Raw genomic sequence first — 25,322 nt, 5'->3', positions numbered from 1 at the left:
CATAAGGAGGTGCCACAAGCATGTACGCAATCATCAAAACAGGCGGAAAACAAATCAAAGTTGAAGAAGGCCAAGCAGTCTACATCGAAAAATTAGATGTTGAAGCTGGTGAAAAAGTTGTCTTTGACCAAGTCGTTTTAGTCGGCGGCGAGTCTACGAAAGTAGGAGCTCCGATCGTTGAAGGTGCAACAGTTGAAGGTACAGTTGAAAAACACGGCAAACAAAAGAAAGTCGTGACATTCAAGTACAAACCTAAAAAACATTCACACCGTAAACAAGGTCATCGTCAACCTTACACAAAAGTTGTCATTGACGCTATCAAAGCTTAATTAAAGAAGGTGCCTATATGATCACAGGTACATTCACACGAAACAACCGTGGTCGAATCATTTCCATTGAAATCACAGGGCATGCGGGCTTTGGTGAAGAAGGCGAAGATATTATCTGCGCTGGCATTTCAACCTTGGCTTATAGCGTACTGAACAGTATTGATTCATTGGCTGGCTTTCAGCCGATCGTTGAGATCGATGAAGTCGAAGGCGGCTATCTTTATGCAGAAATGCTGGAAGATCTACCGCAGGAAAAGGTCAATATTTCACAGATTTTGTTGGAAAGCTTACTGGTCGGCTTTAAAACGGTTAAAGAGGAATATCCTGATTACATTAAGATCAGGACCATCAATATTGAAGAATAAGGAGGAAACCGATATGTTCTTAAAATTGAATTTACAATTATTCGCCCATAAAAAAGGGGGCGGTTCAACTTCTAACGGACGTGACTCAGAATCCAAACGCTTAGGCGCTAAACGTGCGGACGGTCAAACTGTTTCAGGTGGATCGATCCTTTACCGTCAACGCGGTACAAGAATCTACCCAGGCGTAAACGTGGGTAAAGGCGGAGACGATACATTGTATGCAAAAGTTGATGGCGTGGTACGTTTCGAACGTAAAGGCCGCGACAAAAAACAAGTATCTGTTTATCCAGTCGCTCAAGAAGCTTAATTACAACCGGCTCCATCCCTTGTCGCTCAAGGGATGGAGCTTTTTTGTTTGGATAGACAGATACTTAACTACGGTTTTGACTACGTTCCGTTTAAAAGTCAGCGACTTTTGCTAACTTATCCACCGTTTCGTCCTTGTTCTTTTGGCTCAAATGGGTAAGATGTTCATGGTCATTTGAATCGAGGTATGACCGGTCTTTCTTGCACTCCCTTTATCACTGAAAGTAACCCTTACCGACCAAAACTAACCTGCTATCAGACCCAATTTACCAACCATTTCCACCATTGACTTTTAACGTTTTGTTTGATACCTTAATGAAAAGAATAGATTTTAATTTGATCATCCACTGAAGTGAGTAAAGGCGTTTAGAAGTTACCCCTTATGCAGGAACGGTTTCTCTGCATATGCGTAATTTCTAAATGTCTTTTTTGTGAAACGAGTTAAGTTTTCTTGGAAGGAGGGGTTATATGGGAAAGGATATGACACAGGGGAGTATCGTCAAGGTGTTGTTGTTGTTTACGATTCCTCTGGTTTTAAGCGGGTTGTTTCAACAGCTGTTTAATTGGGTCGATGCGTTTATCGTGGGGAATGTGGAAGGAGAGATTCCGCTTGCTTCGATCGGGGCAACCACAGTTGTTTACAACTTGTGCATTACGGCCATTATTGGGTTTACATCTGGGCTGTCGGTTTTATCAGCTCAGCAGCACGGCAAAAGGGAATTTTGGAAAATGCGGGAAACCCTGCTTTCATTTGCGTTTATTTTAGGGGCGTTCTTTTTGGTCATCGCATGCGTGGGAATGGTGTTTACGACTTCGATCGTAGAGCTGCTGAACACACCTGACAAACTGACAGTAATTGCCGTTCAATATTTAAAGATCATGTTTATCAGTGTTCCGTTTCTGGCTATCTACAATGTTTACTCAGGGGTGTTGCGAGGTGCAGGAGACAGCCGCGCGCCGTTTGTTGCTGTAATCATCTCTTCGTGTGCCAATGTAGTGCTGGATATTCTTTTTGTGGCAATCCTTCATGAAGGGGCTGCTGGAGCCGCGGTTGCCACCGTAATTTCTCAAATTGCGATGACGCTTTTTATGATCGGCTACACAGAGAAAACCTATCCGTACCTGAAGTATCGATTAGATAAGAAAATCGTGGTGAAAACGACGCTGAATCAAGGTAGCCAATTTGGCGTGCCTCCAACGATTCAGGCGAGTATCAGCTCGATTGGAAATATCGTTTTGCAACGCTTTATGAACGGGTTTGGAGAACAAACGATTGCGGCGATCACAACGGCTTATCGAGTGGACTCGGTCATTTTTTTGCCGATCATCAACTTTGGTTCGGGTGTGGCAACGGTCGTGGCTCAAAATATTGGTGCTGAAAATGAAAAAAGAGCAAACAAGACCTTGAAAATCGGATTGGTAATGATTGCTCTGATCTCGCTTGGATTGTCGGTGTTTATCTTTTTCTTTGGGGAGTATATGATGGCACTGTTTGGCCTTTCTTCTGAATCCGTAGCGATCGGAAAAACATTTTTCCGCGCATTGGCGCCTTTTTACATTGTGTACGGGTTTTCAATGGTTCTTCGAGGCTATCTTGAGGGACGAGGAGATATGGTCTTTTCGAGTGCAGCAGGAGTGACTTCTTTATTTTCCAGGATCCTGGCTTGCTATCTGTTCGTTGAGGTATTTGCCAATAGTATTATCGCCCTGTCTGAAGCATTTTCATGGTTCGTTTTATTGACAATTTATGTGGTTCGGTATTGGAGAAAGACAGCAAAAAGAAATCAGGAGATGAAGGTGCCAAGCAGACAATGATGGGAGTGTTTCTTTTTCAAGAGGATAGGGTAAAGTAAGTCTGCCTCCATTTAAGTGGGGGCAGACTTATTCGTTTCAAAAACAACTGTTTAAAAACAACTAATTTTTTACGAGTTTGCGCAGCTTCTCAAGCGTTCCATCCAAATTATTGACATGCCAGCTTTTTGTTCCCCAGAAATTTTCTACAGAAAGAGCACCGCTGTTGCGCAAAAGTGCCAATTCTTTTTGCTGAGCCACTAAGTCGATAGCGCCATCTTCCAATATAATGCTGATTCGGTAGTTGAATCCCTCTTCTTGAATATCCACTGATTTGATCGTTTCAACGGGGAGTTTCAAGGGCTCGACCTCTTTAACCTTTCCTGTCCAGCGTAATGGGGCTAAAACTAAGTCCTCTGTACAAAGCTGCAAAACATAATGAGGTTCAACCTTGATTAGAAATCGGGCAACCTTTTCACTTAAATTCGGGGCAGCGTACTGAACGACAATACAGCTTTTTTCCAAAGGCTCCACACCTAAGCTTCTTAACTTTTCCGTTACCAGTGTTTCCTTTGCCATAATTCATCCCTCATTTCCATTTAGTACCAATAGCATACTAAAACTAAATTAAGGCGTGTCGATTTCTTCATGAATGGCTCAAAAATCTTCCTGAACGGTTTATTGAACCTAGGGGCTTTAAGATAAGCAGTTGACACAAAGGTATCTGCGCTCTATAATCAAACATACCAAACGAATGTAAACGGGAGGAAATCATGGCAAGAAACAAATACCCTGAAGTAACGGTAGATAAAATATTGGAAGTATCGGAGCGGTTGTTTCTTGAAAAGGGTTACGACAAAACGACAATTCAAGATATTGTGAATGAGTTGGAAGGGTTGACCAAAGGGGCGATCTACCATCATTTTAAGTCGAAGGAAGACATTATGGATGCTTTGGGAGACAAAATGTTTTTTGACAACAATCCTTTTGAAAAGGTAAAAAAACGAACCGATTTAAATGCTCTTCAAAAAATGCAGCTGGCAATCAAGTTGAATCAATCCGATGAAAATCAGGTTGATTTAAGGAACCAATCGATTCCGCTTTTAAAGAACCCACATGTGTTAGCGAAAATGATTGATTCCAATCAGCGAATCTTGTATCCCTTTTGGCTGGAATTGATCGAAGAAGGGCAGCGAGATGGTTCGATTCAGACGGCGTATGCCAAGGAACTATCTGAATTTTTGAGTTTCATTGATTTGTGGTTCTTACTTGGATTGGCTAATGTTAGCAGCGAGGATTTCCTTCGACGGTATCGCTTTATAGGAGAGATGTTAGGAAAAATGGGCTTGCCGATTTACGATCAAGAAATCGAACAGCTGATTTCCTCTTTGCCATATTTTTCTGAGACAGAATAATTAAAATTGCCTTTTTACTGGCAATTTTATATTTTGATCATATACATTCATTCGGTATGTATGAATAAGTAAAAAATGAAAGGTTGGATGAAAGATGACAGAATGGGAGAAGTCGATTTGTATTTCGTCGTTGAAAAAAAGTTACAAGGAGAAGGAGGTGCTAAAAGGCATAGATTTGACTGTTGCCAAAGGTTCCGTTTTCGCACTATTGGGGTCCAATGGTGCGGGTAAGACAACTATGGTCAAAATAATGTCTACCTTGTTGAAGCCAGACGGAGGAACGATTACGATCAATGGATTTGATGTTGAGACACAAGGTAATCAGGTTCGGGAATGCATCAGCTTGACTGGTCAGTTCGCAGCAGTCGATGAGAGCTTAACCGGTAGAGAAAATCTGCAGCTGATCGGGCAGTTGAAGCGTTTGTCGGAGGTGAAGAAAAAGACAGCGGAGTGGTTCAGCTTTTTTGATTTGCAAAACGTGGCAGATCAGAAGGTTTCAACTTATTCTGGAGGAATGCGGCGCAGATTGGATATAGCGATGAGTTTGCTGGGAAATCCGCAGGTCCTTTTTCTCGATGAACCTACGACCGGTCTGGATCCTCAAAATCGGATCACTATGTGGGAGTTGGTCAAGAATCTGGCAGAGAAAGGAACGACAGTTTTTCTTACGACTCAGTATTTAGAGGAGGCGGAATACTTAGCTGATAAGGTCGCTATCCTTCATAAGGGACGAATTCTTGTAGAAGGAACACCGCAATACTTGAAGGAAATTATGCCGAAACGTGGAGTAAAGTTGAGTTTTAGTTATGAAGAGGAGGCGGAGAAGGCGGTCAGACTGTTAAGAGCGAACGGTATCGGGGTAGAGGGTGTTGAACAAAATTTACCTTCGTTAGAAGACGTCTTTTTGAGCCTGGTTGATGAGAAAAAGGAGAGTGAAATGCATGCGTAATCTCAAGCGAAATGTCTTATTTGATTCGTGGATCATGTTTAAACGGTGCTTGGTGATTTCATTAAGAAATCCAGAGGCATTATTGGTGGCGGTCCTTGTTCCATTTATATTGATGCTGTTGTTTGGGACTGTCTTTGGAAATATTACGAATATCGAAAATTTTCATTATATTGATTTTATTGTGCCTGGAATTCTCTTGCAAAGTATGGGGCAAGCTTCCCAGTATTCGGCAATGAATGTTGCAGTCGATATGAGCACCGGCATTATTGATCGTTTTCGAACCATGTCGATCTCGAAATCAGCTGTGCTGGTCGGCCATACGGGTGCTGGTGTGATTCGAAACACGATTTCGACGATGATCATTATTGGAACAGCGTTCATTTTGGGGTTCAGACCACAAGGGGATTTTTGGGCTTGGTGTTTAGTGATCGGTTTGTTGGTTCTAGTTAACATCACTTTTTCACTGCTAGGGGTATTATGTGGACTTCTCTCGAAGACGGTTGAAGGAGCCAGCAGCTTGATGCTCCCGCTTTTCATTTTGCCGTTTGTCAGCTCCGGTTTTGCGCCTGTTGATACACTGAGTGCCAGTATTCGGTGGCTGGCTAAAATCCAGCCGATGACACCGATCATTGATAGCTTTCGATCGCTAACGCTTGGCTTGCCAGTGGGGGATGATCTGGTGATCGCCTTGACCTGGTGTGTGGGAATGATTAGTGTCGCGTACCTACTTTCGTTGCAGATTTATCAAAAGAAAGCAGCTTAGCTGGTGCGATTTAGCGATGGTACTACAATTTTAAGAAATGAAAGTCAGAGGAAAGCAGATTGGATGAGACAATAAAGGTGTAAATTGCTCCTCACTGGAGCTTCAGTTTTTGAAGCTGCACGGTTGTTTAAAACGGGACTAAGTCCATGTTAGTATCAAAAAAATGGAGATACTCACCTGCTCTGATTACTATGTTGTTGGTGCTATCGCTCAAACGGTTTAAAATGAGCAATTGAAAAAGTTGCTGAATGATGGAATCAGTGATGTTTATATTGGTTATTTTGACTCCGATTTATCTGAAGAGAAGAAACGTCGGATGATACGATCGATCCAATACGGCCGAACAAAAAGATGATTGACAGAGCTGCTTATGAGCAAAAAAGACAAAAATTGGATAAAAGTGTAGCCAGAGCTGATTTATATGGAAAGAAGACCAGACGAGCGGTCTTCTTTTTGTTTGGATGGACTGCAGATTGATTCTATCCATGAAGGAACACGAAGTAAATCGAACTAAGATCGAACAGCACATGAATGATCCAGCTTGTCCAGATCGAGTTGCTTTTGATCGCAGCAGTATTGAAGAGAAGCCGCGCGGTGCCTTGGATCAACAGGACGTGGACGATCGTTTTCAATGGATTGCCATTGTAATAAGTGCTGAAATGGACCAAGCCGAAAACAATAGCTGAGAACAAGTTTGCCAGAAGGAGGGTAATTCTGCTGGAAAAAAGACTTAAAAAATAAATCGAAAACAGTTCTTCCCCCATGATCATGATCGGTACCGTAACAAGCAGGAGTAAAGTCGGTCGATCATTAACCGGATTGCTTTGTAGATGCCATCCGAATCCATAGGTCAAAAGCGCTCCGCTCAGGAGACTGAGCAGCCAATTCAGTAAAAAGAAGATCCCTACGTATTTTATTGGACGAACAGGCTTTGAGAAAAGAGCGTGGGTTTTTGCTTTTCCTAAGGAGTAATGAAAGGCCAGCAATCCAGTGACGGTTAGAGAAAAAATACCGATCGTCGGAGGACCAAACAATAGTCCAAGCAATCCGATACAAACAACACATGTACTGATCAAAATCTTTTGCAAAGGAATCCTTTGCGATAAAACGTCCTTCATCATACACACGTCCTAGCTTTGTTTTCTTTGTGATAAAAGGAAGTATATACCTGAAAATAAAATAGGCAACATTATTTTATTCTTTTGAAGAATACAGAGTAAAAAACGGTGGATTTGAATCGGGATATTTACTTAGCATTTAAAATGCTTAGATGTGTTCGTTAAAAGCAAAACGAGAAAAGTGGCCATGAGAATGGATGTTAGTAAGACTCTGCTGGAAACGAAGTCAGTCATCGATAGCAGAATGATCAATGAAAGAAAAATCAGGTAGTTGCCTACCAATTTGCCAGCGTTGCGTCCATTGACTTTTTGGCGTTCTTCTTTGGTCATCGTATTATAGCCGGCGATCAGCATGAGCCATTTCCCGCGCAAAAGCTGTATTCCAGCAATCAGTAAAGCAATCATCATGGAAAAAAGCAAAAAATAGTCAATCAAGTTCATTGTTCTTCTCCTTTTAGGCTATTACACCTTCAGTGTACAGTGTCAAAAAAAGGTTGTCTCAAATTGCTTCATAGAACTTCATCGTTTCTTCGGCAGTCATGGAGGTATCATCATGCGTCGTAGGGCATGAGCGGTTTTGACAGTTGTATTGATACGATACTTTGTTTGGGCTCCGCAGATCTCCAATGTCTGGATCTGCTGGCGTGGATCTTGTAAACAAAGTGAGCATTTTGAGGGATGATAAGCACTGGTAAAATTTTCCACGCTGCTCCTCTCTCTTTAGATCTGGTATGTTTGGTTCAGTTAAATCATACCATCCTACTGGTACCCATTCAACAATATCTGAATGGAGTCGTAAATGCCAAGGACGATCACCTGCAAACTATGACTTTCCTTCGAACAAAAAGACATCATGGTCGATGATATTCAAGATCACCTTTTCATCAAAAAAAGACTATCAGGATTTTCATCACTAATAGTCTAACAATCGAGATAAGTTCTTACATATGAGTAGTGTCTTTTGGTTCTGTTCTTGAAATAAGCGGGAAAAATCGGATGCAGTAGATCGCGCAGATACCAACGACCACATAAATGATTTTTGCTAGGATGGTAGTTGGACCACCTGCAATTGTTGCGACTAAGTCGAATTCGAATAAACCGACTAGTAACCAGTTCAGGCCGCCAACAATTAGTAAAACAAGTGCGATGTAATCTAATGTTTTCATTGTTTTTTCCTCCTTTATCTTAAGATATTTTATATATTATAGGTTTCATTCAGGGGTTACAAAGGAAACGACTTGTGAAAAAATGGGTAAGAAAAAGGATTGGCAAGGGGTACATTCACTTCTAACTTCCTATGTAATGATAAGTTACATTGAAAAGGGGCTTTCAAATAATTAGTTTTCCTTATGTCATAAAACATCACATAGAATGATTGACTCCATTAGGATATCATGATAATATGTTAAAAAATGTAACATAAAGAAAGGGTTGGTTGGATGTATTCTTCAATTGATGTAGTTTGGACGTTATTGGGAGCATTTTTAGTATTCTTTATGCAGGCGGGCTTTACGCTGGTCGAGTCTGGGTTTACCCGGGCAAAAAATGCTGGGAACATCATTATGAAAAATTTGATTGATTTTTGTTTCGGGACGGTCTTATATTGGATCATTGGTTTTGGCATTATGTTTGGCGGCAGCAGCGCAATTTTTGGAGGAATTAATTTCTTTGCGGCAAATTCATTGACCTTTGACTTGCCCACACCGACATTTTTATTATTTCAAACGGTGTTTTGTGCAACTGCAGCAACGATCGTTTCTGGAGCAATGGCGGAGCGGACCAACTTCATCGCTTATTGTATCTTTAGTGCGGTGATTAGCGGTCTGATCTATCCAATCTCGGGTCATTGGATTTGGGGCGGTGGTTTCTTGGCTGAAATGGGCTTTCATGATTTTGCCGGGTCAACTGCGGTACACATGGTCGGCGGTGTCGCTGCCTTAACAGGAGCAGCGATCTTGGGGCCTCGTATCGGGAAATACACGAAGGAGGGCAAGTCTCAAGCGATTCCGGGTCACAACTTGACCTTTGCGGCTTTGGGCGTATTTATCTTATGGTTCAGCTGGTTCGGTTTCAATGGAGGATCAACGACTTCAATGACAGGGGACGATACGCTGGTTTTGGCATCAAATGTATTGGTCAATACGAATATTGCTGCAGCAACAGGAACATTGGCAGCGATGGTGGTTTCTTGGATCAAGTACAAAAAGCCAGATGTGTCGTTGACATTGAACGGGACATTGGCTGGTTTGGTAGGAATCACCGCAGGATGTGACATGGTAAGTGCAGGTGGAGCTTGTATTATTGGATTAGTTGCTGGAACGGTGATGCTGTTTGCAGTCGAATTTATTGATAATACATTGAAGGTCGATGATCCTGTTGGTGCGGTGGCTGTTCACGGTGTCTGCGGAGCTTTAGGAACGATTCTTACAGGTGTCTTTGCTCTTGAAGGCGGGCTACTGTATGGTGGCGGAGCTGGTTTCTTGGGAACGCAGGTCATCGGTGTAGTGATCACAATGGCTTGGGTCGGAACAACGACCACCATTTTGTTCCTCGTACTGAAGCACACAGTTGGTTTAAGAGTATCTGAAGCAGATGAACTTGCTGGAATGGACATCATGGAGCATGGGCTGCAAACCGCTTACAGCGGCTTTGTTGTAGCACCAGAGCTGACCGACAGCACGAGTGGTTTGGCAGAAACAGCTCAACAATCGTCGAATGGATTCCTTTCACCGAAAACACCAGAATTGGCGACTGGAATGGTCAATCTCCAAATTGATGACACAGAGGACAACAAAACGCTCTCGGCCACTGCGGCTACTTCTTGGACTGGTGGAAAAACGAAAGCAACGATTGAAAAAATGATTTCAACGGTTTCCGTCGTGATCAATGAGGACAAATTGGAAAATCTCAAAAAGGGACTTGAAGAGATCGGTATCGAAGGATTGACGGTGACACAGGTCCTAGGCCATGGCGTTCAAAAAGGAAATACCGAATACTACCGTGGTTCTCCGATCCCAACGAAGCTTTTGCCGAAAGTCAAAGTGGATGTTACGGTCAGCAGTATTCCTGTCCAGCAGGTGGTGAATAAGATGAAAGCGATCCTGCATACTGGAAAACCAGGCGATGGCAAAATCTTTATCTCCTCAATGGAAAACGTAGTCCGAATCAGCAACAACGATGAAGGGACCAAGGCTTTGCAAGGGTATACTGAGGAAAAATAGAGTTGAGAAGCCTGAGGCCGTTTGACAATTCTAACAGTGACGAAACGAATCTCCATTTCATCTTTGAAGAAGGTCTCAGGCTCTTTCAATAATGTACAGTCTCTCACATTGGACATCGTACGAAAAAACAATTCTTCCGTGATCGGAAGAATTGTTTTTTTTGTCATGAGTTGAACTGTTTCAGCCATTTGATTCGTTTGGCTTCTTTGATGAGTTTCAATGCCCGTTTGCGAGTCTTGATATTTGGACTTTTCAAGCGGCGATATGCGCTTGCTAGATCGTTTTTTTCCATAAGACACTCTCCGTTCGTTGATTAAAATCATAAAACTTTCTTTCCGTTGTAGTAGCCATTCAGCGATATGCGATGACTGCGGCGATAATCGCCAGCTGATGCGTCAAAAGAAATCTCTGGACGATTCAGCTTTTGATGGGATCTGCGCATTCGTTTTTTGGCCTTGGACGATTTTCTTGCTGGAACTGCCATGAGGCATGCCTTCTTTCTTACCAACTGGCTTTCTTAACACCTGGAATTTGGCCTTTATGAGCCAATTCTCGAAAATGAATTCGGGACAAGCCAAATTTACCCATGTAACCGCGCGGGCGGCCGTCCAATTGGTCACGTTTTTTCAAACGGTTAGGGTTCGAATCCTTTGGCAGCTTAGCCAATCCGGTATAATCGCCAGCGGCTTTTAATTCTAAGCGTTTTTCTGCATATTGTTCAATCAAGACTTGCTGTTTTTTAGCCTTAACGATTTTTGATTTCTTTGCCATATGTACACTCCTTTGATGATTTATCTATGCAAATCGTAATATTTACGTTTTGGATAAATTAAGATACCAAGAACAGACAGAATTGTCAACTAGATTTGCTTTGGAAACTAAAAAACTCACCAATGATCGGTGAGTTTGGTGCTTAGGATTCTGCGAAAGTCAACACGTATCCGGTGTTGTCAACGATTGAAAATTCCCTTGTGCCATAGAATGTCTCGTGCAATGCGCTAGTCATATATGCAGTGTCTTTCAACACTTCATATTGGTTATTGAAATCAGTGATCTTCAAATAGAGTGTGATACACGGAACCAGTTTTTCGTTAGCAAGAGCAGGCAGCTCCTCGATTAAATTTCTCCGCTCTTGAAGCATCAGCAAGCACTGATCCTTCTCCAAAATGGCAAATTGAAGATACCCCTCTTGGTGTTTTACTGAATCGACCAAGGTAAAATCCAATACTTGCGTATAAAAAGCGATACTTTCTTCGACGCTTTCTACCATCAAATTGGTGGTCATAGCTGTTAACATTATGCATTCCTCCCTTTCCTCTAGTAAACCAAAGTTCCGTCCTCAACAATAGGAAAAACCCGTCATTTTTGATAATAAGCGAGCAACTCACGTGGTGTGATCCCAATATTTCGTTTAAAATCAGCGATCAGGTGGGATTGATCATAATACTCTGTGATCGCTGCGGAGTTCAGTGAATCGTGCGTGTGTGTCAAAGTTTTTTGAAAACGCAGAATCGATAATACTTTTTTCGGAGACAATCCGTAGACTTTTTTAAACTGCCGCTGGCAGGTGCGTTCACTCATGTGCAGTCGTTGACAAAGTTCGTTGACGGTTTCTGGCAGTTGTTTGGATAAGTGATCGAAAAGCTGTGTATACTGGTCTGCCTGCTGGTCCATGATCTGCTGATGGAAAAAGTTGATCAATGCTTCTTTTGCCTCTTCAAACTCGTGCTGGAAAAAAGCGTCCTCATCAAAATAGGCAAACAACTGCTTTAGCGGAAGAAATCGATCCATTGCTCGCTCAGCCGGCAGTCTTGTCAGTTGATGAAAAGCCCCGGGTTTTAAACGCAACCCCATGAATCGCTGCTGCGGCTGAATCTCATAATGAAAATCAGTTTGACGTGTCCCTGAAAAACCGATCTGTTTTTGGTCAAGGGAAACGACTAGGTCGATACAGCCATCGGCAATAATGATATTGTTAATCGGTGCGGCCCCTTCTCCAGCTGGTAACATCTGCCAGTAACAGATACAAAAGTCAGATAACGAAGCGATACGCTCCTCTTGATAACAGACAGCCGCCCGAAAAGCAGGAGACAACAGATGGGGGATCTGGACTGGGTAATACAACGAATCACTCCTTCTTCTAAATATGAACGTGTTTCTTCTATTATAAATAAAAAACTGGGAAGAAAACACAAGAAACCTGCAAAGCAAGGATTGGATATGTTTATTTCAATAGAGAAAGAAGGAGCGGTCAGTAATAATAAAGACTAACTACCCGAATTATTATGAAATGATTAAAGCAAAATGGTAATTTTTTGTATATATCAAGCAATTAGTGTATCATTTTTAGTGGAGGTAAAGACTTCCTTAAGAAAAAATAAAAAGTAATACACTGAAAGCAGGTGTGGGGGATGGAGCGACGAATCGATCGAATCTATCAATTTGTGTCCGAACATGCGAATGTAACGACCAATGAGGTAGCTAAAGCATTGGATATCCAACGAACCAATGCTAGTAAAGATTTGAACCTACTTGTAAAAGATGGCATATTGCAGAAAAGCGAAAGCAGACCCGTTCGTTACTATGTAGAATCGCAGGAGACAGTAAGTGGTCCTGCAGAAAAAAAAGTTTCCAAAACAACCGACCGACCTGAAAAGAAAATGTTAAAACAGCATGCAGCTGATGTATTTACACAAATCATTGGCTCCAGCGGCAGTATGCGAAATGCCGTGGAGCAGGCCAAAGCAGCGATCTTGTATCCGCCACGTGGATTGAACTGCCTGATTACTGGTCCAACGGGTTCCGGAAAAACCTTCTTCGCCCACGCGATGTTTCGCTTTGCGCAGGCGCAGAGTATCATTGAAGAAGAACGGGAACTAGTGGTGTTCAACTGTGCCGATTATGCCAATAATCCAGAACTGTTGATGAGTCATTTGTTCGGCTATGTGAAAGGAGCATTTACTGGGGCAGATAGTGACAAGGAAGGATTGATCCAGCAAGCGGACGGCAGTATGCTGTTTCTTGATGAGATCCATCGCTTGCCGCCGGAAGGCCAAGAGATGATCTTTTATTTCATGGATCACGGCAGCTACAACCGATTAGGCGAGACCGGAAAAAATCACTATGCCGATGTTCGAATCGTTGGTGCTACGACGGAAGATCCGCATTCTTCGTTGCTGGATACGTTTGTCCGAAGAATTCCAATCAATATTCAAATGCCGCCGTTTGGCAACCGGCCGCCAGTTGAACAAATTGATTTGGTACGAGTGATGGTGGCGATGGAAGCCAATCGGATCCAACGCAAAATTACCATCACGGAAGATGTAGTCAAAGCCTTGTTAGGCAGTGTGACCTACGGGAATATCGGGCAATTGAAATCCAATGTCCAGCTGATCTGTGCCCGTGGGTTTATGAATCATATGATGCAAGATGAAATCAATATCACGCTCAATGATTTGACCGACGGCATCAAATCCGGCTTGGTACAATTGTCCGCCGATCGTGTGAAGGCAACGGATATCTCGCCCTATTTAGAACCAATCTTGGTCATTACACCAAATGAAATCGATGAATTGATCAAAACTGACAGCTATGAACTGCCCTATAATTTGTATGATATTATTGGCGATAAAGCCGCATTGTTGAAAATGGAAGGTTTGGATCAGGAAACGATCAATCATTTTATTTCTACGGATATCAATATTCATTTAAAATCATTTTACAAAGACCATGGATTTACTTTCGACACAGAAACACGTCTAGCTGAGTTTGTCGACAAACACGTGATCGAAGTTAGCAATCGTATCGCCACATTGGTAGGTGAGCGGATGAATGCGCAGTTCCAACAAAACTTTGTGTATGCCATGAGTCTGCATATTTCTTCCTTTTTGAAAAAGATCCATGTAGGTGAAACTCGACAGACCAATGCCAACATTCGTGAGATGGCGACTGATTATCCGGCGGAGTTCCAAGTTGCGCGCGAGATTCGTCAATTGGTCGAAAAAGAATTTCATGTAGAGATTCCTGAGAGTGAAGATTATTATTTGACCGTGCTGCTGGTTTCACTGCGAGAGGATCAACCTACTGGAAAAATCGGGATTGTCGTAGCGGCACACGGCAACAGCACAGCTACCTCGATGACTCAAGTTGTCCGCGAACTTTTAGACGTGAACAATATGTTGGCCGTCGATATGCCTTTAGATATGCATCCAAGAACAGCATTTGAAAAAATCCGCGAAGCCGCGATGCAAGTAGACGAAGGCAGCGGCATTTTATTGATGGTGGATATGGGTTCCCTGGCTTCTTTCAATGACGAGATTGAAAAGGAAACAGGCATCACTGTTCGAACGCTGGATATGGTTACAACACCGCTGCTGATCGAAGCTGCACGAAAATCGAGTGTATTAGGCTCCGGTATTGATGAATTGTATGAATCTCTGCAAGGCTTTAGAGGCTACGGGCAAGTTGCGCTGGAAGAAGAAGCTGCAAAGGTTTCGGAAAAACAAGCGATCCTGGCGATTTGCGCATCCGGCGAAGGAACAGCGCAGCGCTTAAAGGAAATCATTGAAAGCCCTTTGAAGCAAAAAAGGATGGACTTCATCGAAGTGTTGACATTGTCCGTCACTCAACTGAAAACGGAAGTTCCGAAATTCCAAAAAGAATACAAACTGATTGCTACGACTGGAATAGTGGACCCCAAAATCGGTGTGCCGCACATTCCAATGGAAAAATTCATTAATCAACGAGCCGATCAGATTATCGATGAGCTTTTACTGGAGAATAATCTTGAAATTCAAGAAGAAGTCACGATGACCTTTGACAGCGCCCGAAAATTATGTCTGGATTTTATGACGGACAGCTACACCTTCATTAATCCAAAAAAGATCATTGATCCATTATGGCGTTTAGCCGAATCTCTGGTCGAAGATGACGGACAATCATCCAACTATGCAATGATGGTCAATTTTGTCATGCACATGGCGGGTGCGATCGAACGAGGGGTATTGAATCAACCGTTGGAGATCGATCAAGCGACATTGGACAACTACCAAGAGGTGACTGACAATACACTCATGAACCGCGGGTTGAATGAGCTGGAAAGCCAGATTCGCATCGAATTTCCAGAGTCGGAACGTTATTATATTTATCAATTGTTGAAAAATCATGCAGAAATTATCCACTAAGAATACACAAAAGCGATACAGTCTACTGTATCGCTTTTTGTGTATCGTTAAAAACCCATTTAATTTAAGGTTTTTTATTTAGTGTATTTTGGCACGGTACTTGCTTATATATAAGTGAGTGCTTGTGTACTCAAGGCATCGAAATTTGAATTCAATCAAAGGGGGTGCGCAAATGGTAATGGATATACGATTGGCTCGAATCGATGATCGTTTGATTCATGGGCAAGTGGCAACTGCTTGGTCGAAGGCGACGGGTATTGAACGAATATTAGTGGTCAGCGACACGGTCGCTCAGGACGAATTACGTAAATTCCTTTTAAAGCAGGCAGCGCCGCCAGGTATTAAATCAAATGTCATTACCAAGAGAAAACTGATCGAGGTATATCACGATCAACTATTCGATCATCTGCGGGTAATGCTGTTGTTTGAAATTCCCCAAGATGTTTTGGAAGTGGTTGAGGCAGGTGTCGATATACAGTCAATCAATATCGGTGGGATGCGTTTTTTGGAAGGAAAGAAAATGGTCACGAATTTTATCTCTCTGGATAAATCAGATGTCCAATGCTTTCTCAAGTTAGCTGACTTAGGTATCGAGTTAGAAACGCGCAAAGTCCCTGCGGATCGAAAAAATGATTTGATCCAATTGATTCAAAAAGAAAAGATGATGCCATAATAATCGGTTACAGGTTTTCGAACTTATCGTATATTATCCGACACTGTAACAAAAATAATAGGAGGTAAGAAGATGGTAGGAATTATCATTGCTAGTCATGGTGAATTCGCCAAAGGTATCTTGCAATCTGGAGCGATGATCTTCGGAGAACAAGAAAACGTAAAAGCTGTTACGTTAATGCCAAGCGAAGGTCCAGATGACGTCAAAGCAAAAATGGAAGAAGCGATCGCATCTTTCGACGACCAAGAAGAAGTCCTGTTTTTAGTCGATCTTTGGGGCGGAACACCGTTCAATCAAGCAAATACTTTGTTTGAAGCTCACAAAGACAAATGGGCAATTGTTGCTGGTATGAACTTGCCAATGTTGATTGAAGCGTATGCTTCTCGTTTGTCAATGAATACGGCACACGAAATTGCAGCTCATATTTTGGGTACTGCAAAAGAGGGTGTAAAAGTACGTCCAGAGGAATTGGAACCGGAAGAAAAGGCAGCAGTTGTTGCAGACAACCAGCCGAAAGGATCAATCCCTCCAGGAACAGTGCTAGGCGATGGTAAAATCAAATTTGTTTTAGCTCGTGTCGACTCTCGTCTGCTGCATGGTCAAGTGGCTACAGCATGGACAAAATCCGTACAGCCTTCTCGAATCATTGTTGTATCTGATGCAGTATCAAAAGATGATCTTCGTAAACGTTTGATTGAGCAAGCCGCTCCTCCAGGTGTTAAAGCGAATGTTATCCCAGTCGACAAAATGATCGAGATTGCAAAAGACCCTCGTTTTGGAGATACAAAAGCCTTGCTGCTTTTTGAAAACCCAGAAGATGTCGTCCGTGCCGTGGATGCTGGTGTAGAGATCAAAGAAGTGAACCTTGGATCAATGGCTCACTCGGTAGGTAAAGTGGTTGTTACTCAAGCTGTGTCGATGGGACCTAAAGATGTCGAAGCGTTTGAGCATTTGAAATCAAAAGGCATCAAATTTGATGTCCGCAAAGTGCCAAATGATTCTCGCGGCAACATGGAAGAAATCTTGAACAAAGCTAAAGCTGAATTAGCGAAAGCTTAGACAAAAATTATTATATAGGAGGGCTTATAAATGTCATTCATTTCAATGATCTTAGTTGTTATCGTCGCCTTTCTAGCTGGTATGGGCGGAATCTTAGATGAATTCCAATTCCATCAACCGCTAGTGGCGTGTACGTTGATCGGTTTAGTTACCGGTAATTTAGAAGCAGGTATCGTGTTAGGCGGGAGCTTGCAAATGATCGCTTTAGGTTGGGCAAACATTGGAGCTGCCGTTGCACCAGATGCTGCATTGGCTTCAGTTGCCTCAGCAATTATTTTAGTTTTAGGTGGACAAGGAACACAGGGTGTACCATCTGCGATCGCGATTGCGGTTCCACTAGCTGTTGCCGGTTTAGTATTGACCATGGTCGTACGTACGTTGGCTGTGCCGATCGTTCACTTCATGGACGCTGCCGCTGAAAAAGGAAACATCCGTACAGTAGAAATGTGGCACTTGGCTGCCGTAGCAATGCAAGGTGTTCGTATCGCGATCCCTGCTGCAGCATTGTTGGTTATTCCTGCTGATGTTGTACAAAATGCTTTGCAAGCAATGCCTACATGGTTGTCAGATGGTATGGCAATCGGCGGTGGGATGGTCGTAGCCGTTGGTTATGCAATGGTTATCAACATGATGGCAACAAAAGAAGTGTGGCCATTCTTCGCAATTGGTTTTGCGATTGCAGCTATTTCAGAATTAACTCTAATCGCTTTAGGTGTTATCGCTGTTGCGTTAGCATTGATCTACTTGAACCTTTCTAAAATGGGCGGTTCATCAAATGGCGGTGGCGGTGGAAACACTGGCGACCCACTAGGCGATATCTTGAACGACTACTAATCTTGAAGGAGGAGAAATAAAATGGCAGAAAAAATCGAATTATCGAAAAAAGATCGTTTATCCGTAGCATGGCGTTCTACCTTCATTCAAGGTTCTTGGAACTATGAACGTATGCAAAACGGCGGCTGGTGTTATGCAATGATTCCAGCGATCAAAAAATTATATAAAACAAAAGAAGATCAAACGGCAGCTTTGCAGCGCCACTTGGAATTCTTTAATACGCACCCATATATCGCATCACCAATTATTGGGGTAACACTAGCACTGGAAGAAGAACGTGCGAATGGTGCACCAGTTGATGATGTAGCGATTCAAGGGGTTAAGGTTGGTATGATGGGACCTTTGGCCGGTGTTGGTGACCCAGTGTTCTGGTTTACTGTACGTCCGATGCTAGGAGCTCTAGGGGCTTCTCTAGCAATTGCAGGCAACATTTTGGGTCCAATCATCTTCTTCTTGGCTTGGAACATTATTCGTTGGGCATTCATGTGGTATACACAAGAATTCGGCTACAAAGCGGGTTCAAAAATCACTGATGACTTATCAGGTGGTTTGCTGCAAGACGTAACGAAAGGTGCTTCTATTCTGGGGATGTTCGTTTTGGGAGCCCTAGTTCAACGTTGGGTAAACGTAAGATTTTTACCAGTCGTTTCAACTGTAAAACTGGATGAAGGGGCTTATATCGAGTGGGATAAATTACCTGCTGGCGGTGCAGGAATCAAAGCAGCGTTTGAGCAAGTAAATTCAGGCTTAGCGCTTGATCCAAACAAAGTGACAACATTACAAGACAACTTGAATCAATTGATTCCAGGTTTGGCAGCATTACTATTAACACTGCTATGTATGTGGTTATTGAAGAAAAAGGTTTCTCCGATCGTCATTATCCTTGGCTTGTTTGTAGTCGGTATCGGTGCACACGTTATCGGTTTAATGTAATCAACTAAAGTCCGGGATTGATCCCGGACTTTTTGCTTAATGACATGAAAAAAAGTATAATGAGGAATCAAAAGGGAATGGAGCAGGTAAGATGGTTCAATCAATCAATACAAAAGTTGACTTAGCGATAGATGCCACCTCTCACATGGGATTGTCTGACTATGGCAAAATTATGATCGGTGACAAGGGATTCGAGTTTTTTAATGACCGCGACGCGCGGAAATTCATTCAGATTCCTTGGGAAGAGGTCGATTATGTCATTGCCTCAGTGGTCTTCAAAGGGAAATGGATCCCTCGCTATGCGATACAAACGAAAAAGAATGGTACTTACAGCTTTTCATCTAAGGAGCCTAAGAAAGTTCTGCGAGCGATTCGTGAGTATGTGAAACCAGATCATATGGTCCGTTCTTTAGGATTCTTCGATGTCGTCAAGCGTGGGTTGCAGTCAAAATTCAATAAATAAAAACAAGACCGGTACAGCTTTGTATCGGTCTTGTTTTGTCAAAAAATAAGCCTAACAATCTTGGCACAAACTTCTGTGCCAAAGACCCATCTGCTATTTCTTGAAAGCATTTACTAGGAAGCGCTACAATATAAATGTAAACGAAATCATTATTTTTATTATTTCTAAAGGAGGAAATGAACATGGAAACGACTGGACAGAAAAGTGGACTAAAAGCAAAAGTCCAACGTCTCGGAAGTCACCTGTCAGGGATGGTTATGCCGAACATCGGTGCATTTATTGCTTGGGGTGTCATCACAGCACTATTTATTGAAGCGGGGTATTTCCCGAATGAACAACTTGCTACATTAGTTGGGCCAATGCTTTCTTACTTATTGCCATTATTGATCGCTTATACAGGTGGTAGCATGGTACATGGGCAACGTGGAGCAGTGGTTGGTGCGATCGCAGCGATGGGGGTCATCGTGGGATCTGAAGTACCAATGTTTATCGGTGCAATGATTATGGGTCCTTTAGGAGGATGGTTCATCAAGAAATTTGACGACATCTTCCAAGACAAGATCAAAGCCGGTTTTGAAATGCTGATCAACAACTTTTCATCAGGGCTGATCGGTTTTGCCCTAGCAGTTTTAGGTTTTTATGCGATCGGACCTGTCGTGTCTTCATTAACAGAATTGATGGCTGCTGGTGTAGAGACCATCATCAACATGCGTCTATTGCCATTAGCAAATATCTTTATTGAACCAGCGAAAATTTTATTCTTGAACAATGCGATCAACCACGGGATCTTGACACCACTTGGTGCGGATCAAGCGGCTGAATTTGGAAAATCGATCTTGTTCCTATTGGAAGCAAACCCTGGACCGGGATTGGGTGTCTTATTGGCCTTCACCATTTTCGGCAAAGGCTCAGCAAAATCTTCTGCACCAGGTGCGATCATCATTCAATTCTTGGGTGGTATCCATGAAATTTACTTCCCTTACGTAATGATGAAACCTTTGCTGTTCTTAGCGGTTATGGGCGGCGGTGTCGCTGGTACCTTCACTTTCCAATTGTTGGGTGCAGGCTTGCGGGCGGCTGCTTCACCGGGTTCGATCATTGCGATTTTGGCAATGACACCACCGGACAGCATGATTGCTGTTATCGCAGGGGTTGTTGTCGGTGCAGCAGTTTCCTTCTTGATCTCAATGATCATCATCAAAGCAGACAACAGTGAAGAAGATGATTTGGCAGCAACACAAGAGGCTGTTCAAAGTGCAAAAGCACAAAGCAAAGGACAAACAGCGTCATCAAGCAGCAACCAAGAAATGTTTGGCAATGTAAACAAGATCATCTTTGCCTGCGATGCTGGGATGGGCTCAAGTGCCATGGGCGCTTCTGTTCTTCGCGACAAAGTCAAAAAAGCAGGAATCAATATTCCAGTAACGAACTCAGCCATCAATAATTTGTCAGATGATGCCAATGCATTGGTAGTAACGCAAGAAGAATTATATGATCGCGCAAGCCAGAAAGCACCGAGCGCAACTTTCGTGAAGGTAGAAAACTTTATGAATTCGCCACGTTATGACGAAATCGTTGAACGGTTGTCGAACAATCCAAGCGCAGCAGGTGATGAGGGAAAAAAGTTAAGTGACGATGTCGTTGAAGGTGTAGCAGACTACGACAGAGTAAACCACATCGTCTTTGCGTATGAAAAAGGAAAAGGCTCCGCAAACATGGGAGCTACGATCATGAAGAAGATTCTGAAAGAGCAAGGCGTCGGCTTCACCGTCAGTGTTGCAGAGATTGCTTCATTAACGGATGATCCAGCGGCAATGGTCGTTACAGATCAAACGGAAACAGTCAAAGCAGAACAGCAAGCACCAAGTAGTGTGCATGTTCCGGTTTCGGATGTCGTGACTTCAGAAAAATATGACAAAATCGTCGCACAGTTAAAAAATAAGTAGTCTTTTTCACAGAATCGTATTACCCTTAAAGCAGTGAGTATTCACTGCTTTTACCCTTTATTAGTTGGAGGAGGTACTCGTGTACTTTTCGGTTCGAGAAAAAAAGATTTTGTCCCTGTTATTGACTTACCCAAACGGAGTTCAATTGGAGCAGTTGCGGCATGAGTTGAATGTCAGTAAGCGAACGATCTACCGTGAGATCTCCAGTATAGAAAAAACCATCAAGCCTTTGGACGTTCAGATCATTAAGCCGCGAGGTGAAGGTTACCGAATTGTTGGTGAGAGCATCAATCTAGACAAACTGAAGGATGAAATCGAAGAAAACAAAGAAGACTTGTTCACGGACAATGTTCAAAGACAAGGTGCGATCGTGTCGAGTTTGTTGTTGATGGACGAGGAGGAGACGATTGAAGGATTGTCGATCGATTTTCAAGTCAGCCCTTCAACGATTGTGTCCGATTTGCAGGCGATCGAACAAAGCTTGGAGGATTACCGGCTGCAGCTGCAACGTTTGAAAGGCCGTGGCATCAAGATCACAGGCCGAGAAAAAGAAAAGCGTCAGATCCTTGGCAACCTGATTTTTAACGGCGTCAGCGAATACGATTTTTTTCAATTCATTGATCAGCTTGATGCGGAGGCACAGGTGAAGACCGATAATTTCTTCCTAAAGCAGCTGACACCGCAAAGTCTTTATTTAGCCAAAACCATTCTTTATCATATTCCACAGTATTCATTGAAGGAAGTGACCGACAATCAGCTGCAGCGGATTTTGATTTTACTGGCGTTGTCGATCGATCGCATTCGTCAGCAGCGGTTTGTGGAGGAGGAGCAGGACAGCAGTCCTAAGCCAGAAAGCATGCAGATCGCAGGCCAAATCATGATCAAGGTAGCAACAGAATGCGGACACTCGATCCCGGCCCAAGAGGTGCGGTTCTTTGCGTATCAGCTGGAGGGGATCAATTACAAAAAGCCGCAGAATATTTTTATCGATCACTTTGATGTTGAACTCTCCTATCAGATCAAGGAATTGATTCGGCTCGTGTCCGAGGAAAGTGGGTTGGAGTTTCGCAAGGATGAGCAGCTATTCAATGATCTGTTGACCCATATGGCTGCCGCTCTGAAGCGCAACATCACGGTCTTGCCAAATGTCGTTAATCCGATCCTGCAAAAGGTGCAGGAGAAATACCATACATTGACCGATGCGGTCACGAAGGAATTGGCGGTCGTTTTTCCTGACCATACATTTTCAGAGGATGAACTGGGGTATGTCGTGGTCCACTTTGCGACTTCTTTGGAGCGCCACCCTTCAAGCAAAGGATTGTTTGTACTGGTCTTGTGCTCTAGTGGAATCGGGACGGCACGGATCTTAGAAAGTCGGATCAAAAAATATTTACCAGAGATTCAACAGATTCAAGTCGCAAAGATCTCGGAAATGAACCAGTTGAATTTTAAGCAATACGATTTGATCTTGGCAACTGTCTTTCTTCCAGAATTCACACTGCCTTACAAAGTAATCTCGCCGTTGCTGCTTGATGAGGAGATTCAAGAGCTGCGGACGTATATCCACGAGCTTCGTCCAGAGACGGAGCGAATCGTGGAGGATGTTCCAGTGGTCGAGCCGAGTGATGCTTTTGGCGACCTTTACGAAACCATGCGCACGGCGAATCAGTTGTTGAATCATCTGGAGGTCCAGCCCTTTGCAGCAGAGGAAACCATTGAACTGACTTTGGAAAAAATTATCGGTATGCTGCAGGGAACGATCGTTTCCAATGCCGAGTATGTGACACAAAAAGTCATTGATCGTTACATCGTAGCGCCGATCGGTGTTCCCAAGACCAATTTTGCATTGTTTCACAGTGCGAATAAGCAGGTCCAGGAACCTTTTTTCGCCATCTACGATCTAGACAAGGCATTTTCTATTTTGGGGATGGACAAAAAAAGTATTCAGTTGACCCGTGTATTATTGTTGCTGGCGCCTGATCCGATGCCGGAAGCTCAAAAAGGATTGTTGGGAAAAATCAGCAGTTCAGTAATCGAAAGCGATCTGAATACAGAGATCTATAAATTTGGCAATCATGAGCTTGTCTATCAATTGTTGAGTTCATTGTTTATTAAAGAGATCAAACAAAGCTAGAAGAGTGATTTCATGAAAAGGAATAATTAAGTAGGAGGAGATAACATGGATTTACAACCAGAAATGATTTTAGTTGACCAGAAATTTGCGGACAAAGAGGAAGCCATTCGGGCGTGCGGACGATTACTAGTTGATAATGGGTGTGTGGATGAGGAATACGTGGAGGCTATGATCGAGAGAAATAATTTAGTGTCAACCTACATGGGCAATTTCATCGCCATCCCTCATGGAACAGATGAAGCTAAGCGATTCGTCAAAAAAAGCGGGATCTCTGTGATTCAAGCACCAGCTGGAGTTCAGTTTGGCAACGATGATACTGAAGATGTTGCGATGGTATTATTTGGGATCGCGGGTGTTGAAAATGAGCATTTGGACTTGCTGCAGAAGATCGCGATTTTCTGTTCAGAAGTCGAAAATGTTGTAAAGCTAGCCGACGCGAAGACAAAAGAAGAGATCATCGGTTATTTGCAGGAGGTAGAGTAGCATGCGGGCGACCCATTTTGGTGCAGGAAATATCGGACGAGGATTCATTGGAGAAATTTTAGCCAAGAATGATTTTTCGATTGATTTTGTAGATATCAATGAAACGATCATCGACGCGTTGAACCAGAGGAAAGAGTATACGATCGAATTAGCCGATGCCCAAAAGGAACAGATCCATGTTCACAACGTGGATGGATTGAACAATCAAAAAGATCCTGATGCTGTCATCGCTTCTGTTGCCAAGGCAGACTTGGTGACGACAGCCATCGGTCCGAATGTTTTGCCGTTTATCGCAGAATTGATCGCTCGCGGAATCCAACAACGCAGAGCAGAAAAAAATACGATACCGTTAGACGTGATCGCTTGTGAGAACATGATCGGCGGCAGCCAGTTTTTATTCGCAAAAGTGCAGGAGCATTTATCAGAAGAAGATCTGGCATATGTGGAAGAGTTCATTGGTTTCCCTAATGCTGCTGTAGACCGGATCGTGCCGATCCAGCATCATGAAGATCCTTTATTTGTGTCGGTCGAGCCTTTCAGCGAATGGGTAGTCGATAAAACACAGTGCAAAAATCAGACGCTGCGTCTAAGTGAAGTGTCTTACGTTGCAGACTTAGAACCTTATATTGAGCGCAAGCTGTTCTCAGTGAATACTGGACATGCAACTGTGGCTTATACAGGCGCATACAATGGGTATAAAACGATCGATGAAGCGATTGGCCATGACGATGTTTTGTCGCAATTGCGTGCAGTGTTAATGGAGACTGGAAATCTGTTGATCGCAAAATGGGGCTTTGATCAAGAACAGCATCAAGCTTATATCGATAAAATCGTGGGCCGATTTGAAAACCCGTATATTTCGGACAGTATCGATCGTGTGGCTCGCACACCGATTCGTAAATTAGGGTATGACGAACGGTTTATTCGTCCGATCCGCGAATTGAAGGAGCGTGAGCTGGCTTACACACATTTGATCGAAGTCGTAGCCATGATCCTAAAGTATCAAGATCCGCAAGACGAACAAAGTGTAGAACTTCAAAGAATGCTGAAGGAAAATACACCAGAAATCGTAATTCAAGAGGTGACTGCTTTGAAGGATCAAGCATTGATCGCAGAAATCGTTGCCGCGTACAACAACTAAGAGGATGTGACCGAAGCGTTTAGCTCCGAAAGAGCTGCTTCAGTCACACCGATTATATGGTTTTTATAAAGGCTATGGCAGTGATGTGGTGCGCACCCCGTCAATAGGACAATGAAATAGTATAAAAATTTTGTGGACTACTCATCCGATTAGATGGGTAGTTTTTTTTGATGTGTCTGGTGATTTACGCAGCTTTGTAGTAGTGATTGTGAAATT

At 43.0% G+C, this 25,322-nt stretch carries 28 protein-coding genes; 19 read left to right on the top strand and 9 right to left on the bottom strand.

Translation table 11 applies throughout. From position 1 onward, the window contains the following. Positions 1 to 20 precede the first annotated feature (20 nt). From rplU to NRIC_RS03620, 4 genes are all read left to right on the top strand, one after another. Entirely contained in the window at positions 21 to 329 is a 309-nt protein-coding gene (gene rplU / locus NRIC_RS03635) for a 50S ribosomal protein L21 (protein ID WP_146621347.1), read from the top strand. Between the two features lie 17 nt (positions 330 to 346). After that, entirely contained in the window at positions 347 to 694 is a 348-nt protein-coding gene (locus NRIC_RS03630; protein WP_146621346.1) for a ribosomal-processing cysteine protease Prp, read from the top strand. Positions 695 to 707: 13 nt separating this feature from the next. Next, positions 708 to 1,001 carry a 50S ribosomal protein L27 gene (gene rpmA, locus NRIC_RS03625; RefSeq protein WP_146621345.1) on the top strand — a complete coding sequence of 98 codons (294 nt, stop codon included), beginning with the start codon at positions 708 to 710 and terminating at the stop codon, positions 999 to 1,001. A gap of 467 nt (positions 1,002 to 1,468) precedes the next feature. After that, positions 1,469 to 2,815 (top strand): MATE family efflux transporter, encoded by a 1,347-nt coding sequence (locus NRIC_RS03620; RefSeq protein WP_227873728.1) that lies wholly within the window; start codon positions 1,469 to 1,471, stop codon positions 2,813 to 2,815. Positions 2,816 to 2,914: 99 nt separating this feature from the next. Here NRIC_RS03620 and NRIC_RS03615 read toward each other — a convergent pair whose 3' ends face one another. Continuing rightward, positions 2,915 to 3,370: a hypothetical protein gene (locus NRIC_RS03615; protein WP_146621344.1), complete on the bottom strand. Its 456-nt coding sequence runs from the start codon at positions 3,368 to 3,370 to the stop codon at positions 2,915 to 2,917. Between the two features lie 194 nt (positions 3,371 to 3,564). Between NRIC_RS03615 and NRIC_RS03610 the strand changes: the two genes are divergently transcribed. The 3 genes from NRIC_RS03610 (at position 3,565) to NRIC_RS03600 (ending at position 5,918) form a co-directional block, all read left to right on the top strand. Further along, positions 3,565 to 4,206 (top strand): TetR/AcrR family transcriptional regulator, encoded by a 642-nt coding sequence (locus tag NRIC_RS03610; protein WP_146621343.1) that lies wholly within the window; start codon positions 3,565 to 3,567, stop codon positions 4,204 to 4,206. A gap of 94 nt (positions 4,207 to 4,300) precedes the next feature. Next, complete coding sequence (locus NRIC_RS03605) at positions 4,301 to 5,155, top strand: ABC transporter ATP-binding protein (protein WP_146621342.1); 855 nt, start codon at positions 4,301 to 4,303, stop codon at positions 5,153 to 5,155. Next, positions 5,148 to 5,918, top strand: a complete 771-nt coding sequence (locus NRIC_RS03600; protein WP_146621341.1) for an ABC transporter permease — start codon at positions 5,148 to 5,150, stop codon at positions 5,916 to 5,918. The genes NRIC_RS03605 and NRIC_RS03600 overlap by 8 nt, the downstream gene beginning before the upstream one ends. Before the next feature lie 479 nt (positions 5,919 to 6,397). On the opposite strand, the gene NRIC_RS03595 is transcribed toward NRIC_RS03600, so the two are convergent. The 3 genes from NRIC_RS03595 to NRIC_RS03585 all read right to left on the bottom strand — a co-directional run bounded on the left by NRIC_RS03595 (position 6,398) and on the right by NRIC_RS03585 (position 8,202). Next, positions 6,398 to 7,036: a CPBP family intramembrane glutamic endopeptidase gene (locus NRIC_RS03595; RefSeq protein ID WP_146621460.1), complete on the bottom strand. Its 639-nt coding sequence runs from the start codon at positions 7,034 to 7,036 to the stop codon at positions 6,398 to 6,400. Between the two features lie 132 nt (positions 7,037 to 7,168). After that, complete coding sequence (locus NRIC_RS03590; RefSeq protein ID WP_146621340.1) at positions 7,169 to 7,477, bottom strand: DUF3784 domain-containing protein; 309 nt, start codon at positions 7,475 to 7,477, stop codon at positions 7,169 to 7,171. A 500-nt stretch (positions 7,478 to 7,977) separates the two neighbouring features. Then, the gene (locus tag NRIC_RS03585) at positions 7,978 to 8,202 is read right to left on the bottom strand and encodes a DUF378 domain-containing protein (RefSeq protein ID WP_146621339.1); all 225 of its coding nucleotides are present in this window, start codon (positions 8,200 to 8,202) and stop codon (positions 7,978 to 7,980) included. 273 nt (positions 8,203 to 8,475) lie between these two features. On the opposite strand from NRIC_RS03585, the gene NRIC_RS03580 reads away from it, so the two are divergent. Beyond that, the gene (locus NRIC_RS03580; protein ID WP_146621338.1) at positions 8,476 to 10,257 is read left to right on the top strand and encodes an ammonium transporter; all 1,782 of its coding nucleotides are present in this window, start codon (positions 8,476 to 8,478) and stop codon (positions 10,255 to 10,257) included. A gap of 163 nt (positions 10,258 to 10,420) precedes the next feature. Here NRIC_RS03580 and NRIC_RS19205 read toward each other — a convergent pair whose 3' ends face one another. From NRIC_RS19205 to NRIC_RS03560, 5 genes are all read right to left on the bottom strand, one after another. Beyond that, a complete protein-coding gene (locus NRIC_RS19205) occupies positions 10,421 to 10,549 on the bottom strand; it encodes a putative metal homeostasis protein (RefSeq protein ID WP_175579986.1) in 129 nt (42 codons plus the stop codon). Between the two features lie 27 nt (positions 10,550 to 10,576). Continuing rightward, positions 10,577 to 10,741 (bottom strand): 50S ribosomal protein L32, encoded by a 165-nt coding sequence (gene rpmF / locus NRIC_RS03575; RefSeq protein ID WP_146621337.1) that lies wholly within the window; start codon positions 10,739 to 10,741, stop codon positions 10,577 to 10,579. A gap of 17 nt (positions 10,742 to 10,758) precedes the next feature. Next, a complete protein-coding gene (gene rpsN / locus NRIC_RS03570; RefSeq protein ID WP_146621336.1) occupies positions 10,759 to 11,028 on the bottom strand; it encodes a 30S ribosomal protein S14 in 270 nt (89 codons plus the stop codon). 142 nt (positions 11,029 to 11,170) lie between these two features. Next, a complete protein-coding gene (locus tag NRIC_RS03565; protein ID WP_146621335.1) occupies positions 11,171 to 11,554 on the bottom strand; it encodes a VOC family protein in 384 nt (127 codons plus the stop codon). Between the two features lie 62 nt (positions 11,555 to 11,616). Then, on the bottom strand, positions 11,617 to 12,381 hold the full coding sequence (locus NRIC_RS03560) for a helix-turn-helix domain-containing protein (protein ID WP_146621334.1): 765 nt from the start codon (positions 12,379 to 12,381) through the stop codon (positions 11,617 to 11,619). On the opposite strand from NRIC_RS03560, the gene NRIC_RS19200 reads away from it, so the two are divergent. The 11 genes from NRIC_RS19200 (at position 12,355) to NRIC_RS03510 (ending at position 25,106) form a co-directional block, all read left to right on the top strand. Beyond that, entirely contained in the window at positions 12,355 to 12,528 is a 174-nt protein-coding gene (locus tag NRIC_RS19200; protein WP_175579985.1) for a hypothetical protein, read from the top strand. The genes NRIC_RS03560 and NRIC_RS19200 overlap by 27 nt on opposite strands. A 140-nt stretch (positions 12,529 to 12,668) precedes the next feature. After that, entirely contained in the window at positions 12,669 to 15,440 is a 2,772-nt protein-coding gene (locus NRIC_RS03555) for a sigma-54-dependent transcriptional regulator (protein WP_146621333.1), read from the top strand. 172 nt (positions 15,441 to 15,612) lie between these two features. After that, the gene (locus NRIC_RS03550; RefSeq protein ID WP_146621332.1) at positions 15,613 to 16,113 is read left to right on the top strand and encodes a PTS sugar transporter subunit IIB; all 501 of its coding nucleotides are present in this window, start codon (positions 15,613 to 15,615) and stop codon (positions 16,111 to 16,113) included. A gap of 72 nt (positions 16,114 to 16,185) precedes the next feature. Further along, the gene (locus NRIC_RS03545) at positions 16,186 to 17,172 is read left to right on the top strand and encodes a mannose/fructose/sorbose PTS transporter subunit IIA (protein ID WP_146621331.1); all 987 of its coding nucleotides are present in this window, start codon (positions 16,186 to 16,188) and stop codon (positions 17,170 to 17,172) included. A 30-nt stretch (positions 17,173 to 17,202) separates the two neighbouring features. After that, positions 17,203 to 18,006, top strand: coding sequence for a PTS mannose/fructose/sorbose transporter subunit IIC (locus NRIC_RS03540; RefSeq protein ID WP_146621330.1), 804 nt, complete (start codon positions 17,203 to 17,205; stop codon positions 18,004 to 18,006). 21 nt (positions 18,007 to 18,027) lie between these two features. Continuing rightward, the gene (locus NRIC_RS03535) at positions 18,028 to 18,939 is read left to right on the top strand and encodes a PTS system mannose/fructose/sorbose family transporter subunit IID (RefSeq protein ID WP_146621329.1); all 912 of its coding nucleotides are present in this window, start codon (positions 18,028 to 18,030) and stop codon (positions 18,937 to 18,939) included. 91 nt (positions 18,940 to 19,030) lie between these two features. Beyond that, positions 19,031 to 19,402, top strand: a complete 372-nt coding sequence (locus NRIC_RS03530) for a DUF956 family protein (RefSeq protein ID WP_146621328.1) — start codon at positions 19,031 to 19,033, stop codon at positions 19,400 to 19,402. Positions 19,403 to 19,578: 176 nt separating this feature from the next. Continuing rightward, positions 19,579 to 21,348: a PTS mannitol transporter subunit IIBC gene (locus NRIC_RS03525; RefSeq protein WP_227873727.1), complete on the top strand. Its 1,770-nt coding sequence runs from the start codon at positions 19,579 to 19,581 to the stop codon at positions 21,346 to 21,348. A gap of 79 nt (positions 21,349 to 21,427) precedes the next feature. Continuing rightward, a complete protein-coding gene (locus NRIC_RS03520; protein ID WP_146621326.1) occupies positions 21,428 to 23,482 on the top strand; it encodes a BglG family transcription antiterminator in 2,055 nt (684 codons plus the stop codon). 45 nt (positions 23,483 to 23,527) lie between these two features. After that, complete coding sequence (locus tag NRIC_RS03515; RefSeq protein ID WP_146621325.1) at positions 23,528 to 23,965, top strand: PTS mannitol transporter subunit IIA; 438 nt, start codon at positions 23,528 to 23,530, stop codon at positions 23,963 to 23,965. A 1-nt stretch (position 23,966) separates the two neighbouring features. Continuing rightward, complete coding sequence (locus tag NRIC_RS03510) at positions 23,967 to 25,106, top strand: mannitol-1-phosphate 5-dehydrogenase (protein WP_146621324.1); 1,140 nt, start codon at positions 23,967 to 23,969, stop codon at positions 25,104 to 25,106. Positions 25,107 to 25,322: the final 216 nt, after the last annotated feature.

This window comes from Enterococcus florum, assembly GCF_004309355.1.
GTDB lineage: Bacteria > Bacillota > Bacilli > Lactobacillales > Enterococcaceae > Enterococcus_A > Enterococcus_A florum.
The sequence above is the reverse complement of the archived record's forward strand: the minus strand, read 5'-3'. Positions and strand labels throughout refer to the sequence as shown.